Origin of the sequence: Mycobacterium sp., assembly GCF_035653355.1 — a bacterium.
In the GTDB taxonomy this organism is placed as follows: Bacteria; Actinomycetota; Actinomycetes; order Mycobacteriales; family Mycobacteriaceae; genus Mycobacterium.
This window is the reverse complement of record NZ_DASRBZ010000378.1, coordinates 1-6915: the sequence shown is the minus strand read 5'-3', so window position 1 is coordinate 6915 and position 6915 is coordinate 1. Positions and strand designations below refer to the sequence as shown.

The window sequence follows — 6915 nt, the reverse complement described above, 5'->3', positions numbered from 1 at the left end:
AGTCGGTCCTGCCCTTACCGACACACCTTTGCCGCAACGGCTCACCGAAGCGGTGACGGCGCATCGGTGTTGCGAGCTGACGGGCGTCGACCAAGCAGAGATCGCTGTTGTGATCGCGCCCGCGCTGACGGATCCCGACGCGATCGTCGTCGCGGCCGAGATCGCCCGCCGGCCTGATGCGGTGCTGCCCCGCTATCGCACGATTGTCGGGCCACGGTGTCGCATCGTCTGGCTGGTCACCGTCTGCGGTGAGCAGGTCGAGGCCGGCGATCCCGTTGGCCTGCCGGCGCAGGCGGCGTTGGCCGCCATGCACCGCAGTGTCGGGTTCGAATTTTCCGACCAGCGCTTCGCCCATTTGGACCTACCGTCGTGGGTCATCGACGCCGAAACGGCGCTGGCTTGCGTCGACGTGCTACTCGGCGACGCCGTCGAGGTGGCTTTGCGGGAGAGTGGCTGCTACGTCCGCGCGCTACGCGAGCGTCGCGAATCCGAGCGGCCACTGGACACAGCCGCGCTGGACAATGTGGTGATCACCGGCGGCAACGGAGTTATCGGCCGGCAGTATGCGCGATATTGCATCGAGCACGGCGCTCGCAGCGTGACATTGTTGAGCCGCAAGGGCGTTGGCTCCACCGAACTTGACCGCCTGGCCGGCGGGCGCGCCGTCGCACTTCACGCCCCGATGTGTGACGTCACCAATCCGAAGGTGCTGTCCGCGGTGGCCGCCGAATACGGCGGTGAGGGCGCGTCGTTGCTGATCCACGCTGCCGGGATGGCCACGTTCGCCTCGCACGATCAGCTCACTGCGGTAGACCTCGATGCGGTGTTCGGCGCCAAAGTGACTGGGCTGGCTCAGATGGTGGATCTGTGGCCGCTGCGCGAAAATGCCCCAATTCTGCTGTGCTCATCGGTATCTGGGCTATGGGGCGGCTCTGGCCATGCCGCGTATGCGGCCTCCAACCGGATGCTGGATGTCCTCGCCGGCCAGTTGCGGGCCAAGGGGCTGGATTGCACGGCCATACGGTGGGGACTATGGCAGGATACGACGATCGGGAGCGCCGACGAGATCGCCCGTATCGAGCGATCCGGCTTGGTACCGATGGACCCCGACGCTGCGATCACCGCAAGCCTGCGCCACCGCGGGGAAGATCCGGTGATCCTGGCCGCCGACTTCGACCGGTTGCGGCTGTTCTTTGAAACGCAGAACGTACCAATGCCATTCACCACACCGAGCCGCGAAGCACAGCTGGTCAGCGACGGCCACAGCACCGCGGACCGGCCGGTCGACCAGGTAGTGCGTAGCGAACTGGCTGCAGCACTGAGCCTTTCGGATGCGGCATCGGTGGACCTGGGTGTGGCGTTGGTCGACCTCGGTGTCGACTCGCTGCTCGCGCTCGATCTGCGCAAGCGGCTGCGCCGTCTCACCGGTTGCTCAGTTCCGTTGGCCAGACTCCTCGGCGGCATCACCGGCAGTCAACTGATCGAAGCCCTGCAGCAACCCGCCCAGCCACTGCCGACAGCAGAAGTGAAGATCCCGGAAAGGGTTGATTCGACGCGTGACTGACACCGATATCCGGCTCGGCGAGCAGCGCCTGGAGTTGCTGCGCCGCAAGCTCGCCGCACAAGGCCTGCTCTCCACCGCGGACTCAACCACCTACGACGGACCGTCGGCCATGTCCGACGGCCAACGCCGAATGTGGTTCGTCCAGTCGATCGACCCGACCGGCGCGCTGCTCAACGTCTGCGTGTCGTACCGCGTCACCGGCGTCGTGGACGTGGCGCGATTGCATTACGCGGTGGACGCGGTGGCCGTGCGGCACCCGCTGCTGCGCACCACTTACCACACAGGTGACGACGGCGAGCCATATCCGGTTACCCACGACGACCTGCGGCCCGGCTGGGCGGTGCACGACCTCTGCGGGCTGGGCGAACAAGCACAGCGGTTGCGGCTGGAAGTGCTGGCACAGAGGGAGTTTCGTCGCCCGTTCGACTTGACCGCGGAATCCCCGCTGCGCATTACCGTGACGCGTCTCGCCCCCGATGAGCTGATGCTGCTGCTGACTGCCCACCACATCGCCTGGGACGACGGATCATGGGCGCCGTTCTTCGCCGACCTGACACGCGCCTACACCGACCCCGACGCGCTGGACGGTCCGCTGCCGGTGACTCGCCACAGCGGCGAGTATCTCGATGAGGATCTCGCGTACTGGCGGTCGCTGATCTCGGATCTGCCTGAACCACTGGAACTTCCCGGGCCGAATGGTTCGGCGGTACCCACTACGTGGCGCTCGCAGCGCGCTACGGCCCGATTGTCCCCGGTAACCGCCGAGCGCGTAAGCAAGCTGGCCCGCGAGAGCGGGGCCAGCCCGTACATGGTGCTGCTCGCTGCGTTCGCCGGTTTAGTTCACCGCTACACCCATGCCACCGATTTCCTGATCGCGGCCCCGGTCCTCAACCGCGGGGCCGGAACCGAACACGTGATCGGCTACTTCGGCAACACCGTGGTGCTCCGGGCACAGCCACAGCCGCGGCAGACATTCCGTGAGCTGGTGGAGCAGACGCGCGAGACGGCGGTGGGCGCATTCGCCCACCAGCGGGTCAACCTCGACTGGCTGGTGCGCGAGTCCAACCCCGACCGCCGCCACGGCGCCGAGCGGATGACCCGGGTCGGCTTCGGAATGCGGGAAGCCGACAGCGGCGGTTTCTGCCCGCCCGGGGTGCAATGCGAGCGCGGCGAGCTCCGCAGCCAACTCACCCAGCTTCCGCTGAACTTCATGATTGAACTCGACGACGACGGCGCCCTGGTCGAGGCCGAATACCTGGTCGAGGTGCTGGACGCGGCGTTGGTGCGCCAAATGCTCAATCACTACACAGCGTTTCTCGACAACGCGCTGGCCAACCCTGAGGCCGCGCTATGGCGGCTACCGCTTTTCGGTGACGGCGACGCCGACTGGCTGCGCCGCGTCTCGACGGGCGAGATTTTCACCACGGCCCCAACGACCTTGCCGATGTTGGTGTCCGAACGCGCGGCGATGACCCCCGACGCCGTCGCCGTGGTGTACGAGGGCCGCTACTACAGCTACCGCGAGATCAACGAAGACGCCAACCGGTTGGCGCACTGGCTGATCGAGCACGGCATCGGCACGGAGGACCGCGTCGCGGTGCTGCTCGATAAGTCACCGGAACTGGTCACCACGGCGCTGGGTGTGCTGAAAGCCGGGGCGGTGTACCTACCGATCGACCCGACTTATCCCGAGGACCGGCTCTCGTTCATCCTCGGCGACGCCGACGCCAAACTTGTGCTGCGCGAACCGGTCACGGATCTCTCGCGTTACTCGCCAGAGAATCCGACCGAGCTGGTGCGCCCCCTTGGCCCGGATAACACCGCCTACCTGATCTATACCTCCGGTTCGACCGGGTTGCCCAAGGGCGTTCCGGTGCCGCACGCGCCCATCGCCGAATACTTCGTCTGGTTCGGCGAGGAGTACCAGGTCGACGAGACCGACCGGCTGCTGCAGGTGGCCTCGCCCAGCTTCGACGTGTCGATCGGCGAAATCTTCGGCACCCTGATTTGCGGTGCACGGCTAGTGATCCCGCGCCCGGACGGCCTGCGCGACATCGGCTATTTGACCGATCTGCTGCACCGCGAGGGCATCACCTCGATGCACTTCGTGCCGTCGCTGCTGGGACTGTTCCTGTCACTGCCCGGGGTCAACCAGTGGCGCACACTTCGCCGGGTACCGATCGGCGGCGAGGCGCTGCCCGGCGAGATCGCCGACAAGTTTCACGCCACCTTCGACGCGTCGCTGTACAACTTCTACGGGCCCACTGAGACCGTCGTCAACGCCACCAGCTATCCGGTCGAGGGCACGCAAGGCACTCGGATCGTGCCGATCGGGCGGCCCAAGATCAACACCCAGGTGCATCTGCTCGACGGCGCGCTGCAACCGGTCCCGGTGGGAGTGATCGGAGAAATCTACATCGGTGGAACACATGTCGCCCACGGCTACCACCGCCGACCGACGCTCACCGCGGAACGCTTCGTCGCCGACCCGTTCACTCCCGGCGGCCGGCTGTACCGCTCCGGGGACTTGGCCCGGCGCAACGCCGACGGCGATATCGAGTTCGTCGGCCGCGCCGACGAACAGGTCAAGATCCGCGGTTTCCGCATCGAGCTCGGTGAGGTCGCCGCGGCGATCTCGGTCGACCCCAGCGTCGGGCAGGCCGTGGTCGTCGCTGCGGATCTGCCGCAGCTGGGCAAGAGCCTGGTCGGCTACGTCACGGCGGCCGACGGCGGCAGCCCGGACACCGTCGACGTCGAGCGGATCCGCGCCCGGGTGGCCGCCGCGCTGCCGGAGTACATGACGCCGGCCGCCTACATGGTGCTCGAGGAGATTCCCATCACCACACACGGCAAGATCGACCGGGATGCCTTGCCACAGCCGCAGCTCGCGGCGTCCGTCGAATACCGCGCGCCGGCCACCGAAACCGAACGCCTTATCGCCGAACTGTTCTCGCGGCTGCTGGGCCGCGACAGGGTGGGCGTCGACGACTCGTTCTTCGACCTCGGCGGGCATTCACTGCTGGCGACCAAACTCGTCGCGGCGTTCCGGTCGGAATGCAGCGTTGAGTTGGGCATTCGGGAGGTCTTCGAACTCGGGAGCGTTGCGCGGCTGGCCGAACGCGTCGAGCAGATGCGGTCCGGTGGCGTCAACCTCCAGCGGCCCACGCTGATCGCCACAAGCCACGATGGGCCGCTGCCACTGTCGGCCTCTCAGCTGCGAACATGGTTCGCCTACCAGATTGAAGGCCCCAGCGAGGTCAATAACGTTCCCTACGCCGTGCGCCTGCGTGGGCCATGCGACGTCGACGCGCTGGTCGCCGCGGTCAACGATGTTGTGGCCCGCCACGAAATCCTGCGCACCACCTACACCGAAATCGACGGTGTGCCATACCAGGTGGTCAATGCCGCCGTCGAGGTGCCGGTACGACAGGCGACGGGGGTGGGGGAGCAGTGGGTGCAGGCGCAGCTCGACAGCGAGCGCCGGTACCGCTTCGAACTGGACCGCGAGTGGCCGATCCGGGCGGCGTTGTTGCACGCCGGCCCGCACACTAATCAGGAGCGTGTGCTGTCGCTGGTGGTGCACCATATTGCGATCGACCACTGGTCGGGCGGTGTCCTGTTCGCCGACTTGCTGACTGCCTACCGGGCGCGCCGCGCCGGCCAAAAACCGTCGTGGGCACCGCTACCGGTGCAGTACGCCGATTATGCGGCCTGGCAACTCGATCTGCTGGACGAGTCCGGTGAGGGGCCGAGCATCGCCCGCACACAGCGCGAGTATTGGACGCGGCAACTAGAAGGGCTACCTGAGAGCACCGGGCTGCGGCCAGACTTTCCGCGCCAGCCGGTACCCAGCGGGGCCGGGGACTGCGTCGAATTCAGCATCGACACGCAGACCCGCGCCAAACTCACCGAGCTGAGCCGCGAGCTGGGCGTCACCGAGTTCATGCTGCTGCAGTCGGCCGTCGCGGTGGTGCTGCACAAGGCCGGCGGCGGCGCGGATATTCCGCTAGGTACTCCGATCGCAAAGCGCACCGAACCCGAACTCGACCAACTGGTCGGCTTTTTCATCAACATCTTGGTGCTGCGTAATGACTTAGCCGGCAATCCGACGCTGCGCGAGGTGCTGCGACGGGCCCGGGAGACGGCACTGGGCGCCTACGCGCACCAAGACTTGCCGTTTGACCGGGTGGTGGATGCCGTCAGCCCGGTGCGCTCGCTGTCGCGCAATCCGCTCTTCCAGGTGGTGGTCCATGTCCGAGACCACCTGCCGGCCGAGCGGATTATCGACACCGGACCCGCCGGTGACACGGTATTCACCGTGCTGGAGCCGACATTCGACATCGCGCACGCCGACCTGAGCGTCAACTTCTTCGGCACAGATGCGGGATACAACGGTAGCGTCATCTACCGAACCGAGCTGTATCGCCGGCCCACGATCGAACGGTTTGCCGGCTGGCTGACCAAGATCGTCAACGCGTTCGCCGAAGACGTCGATGCGACGTTGCGCGACGTGCAATTGGTCGACGAGCACGAACGTCAGCGGCTACTTACCGAGTGGAGCCGCGGCGCACAGCCGCCGGTCGACCGGGCGCTGACCATCCCCGAATTGCTAGAGCCGAGCAGGGAATTCGGCGCCGACCGTGTCGCGTTGCGCTGCGGCCAGGACCAGATCGATTTCCCCGCCCTGCACCGGAGGTCGGACAACTTCGCGTATCTGCTGGCCGACCACGGTGTCGGGCCAGGCTCGCTGGTCGGCCTCTCCACGCGGCGGGGCATCGACATGGTGGTCGCGCTCGTGGGCATCATGAAAGCCGGCGCCGGATTCTTCCCGCTCGACCCTGCCTACCCGTTGGCACGCAAGCAGTTCATGCTCGACGACGTCGCACCGCAGGTCGTGGTCGCGACCACCGAAGCGCTCGGCAGTATGCCGGATGCCCCTGGGGTGACGACGATTTCGCTCGACGACCCGGCCGTGCAGACCGCGATGGATGCCGACACACCGCGGCGCCGACTGCCGCTGCCTCACCCCGAGGACCCGATGTATCTTGTGTTCACCTCGGGATCGACCGGCAAGCCGAAGGGCGTAGTAGGCACCCACCGGGCGATGACGACCCGGCTCAACTGGCAGCTGTGGCACTATCCCGTGCCCGGCAACGACATTCGGCTGGCACAGGCATCGATGACGTTCCTTGAGGGCTGCATGGAGACCCTGGCCGGGCTGGCCGCGGGCGCCACCACGATCCTGGCCAACGATGACGCGCACCGCGACCCCGAAGCGCTGGCCACTCTGATCCGCCGGCACGCGATAGCACAGGTGACCGCCGTGCCCAGCCTGGTCTCCACCCTGGTCG

Annotated in this window: 2 protein-coding genes; both read left to right on the top strand. The window is 66.7% G+C overall.

The window, feature by feature from the left end:
• Window positions 1-1564, top strand: a 1564-nt coding sequence (locus VFA16_RS13050; RefSeq protein ID WP_324968217.1) for an SDR family NAD(P)-dependent oxidoreductase, incomplete at its 5' end; no start/stop codon positions are given.
• On the top strand, window positions 1557-6915 hold a 5359-nt coding region (locus tag VFA16_RS13045), incomplete at its 3' end, for a non-ribosomal peptide synthetase (RefSeq protein WP_324968216.1). The genes VFA16_RS13050 and VFA16_RS13045, both read left to right, overlap by 8 nt.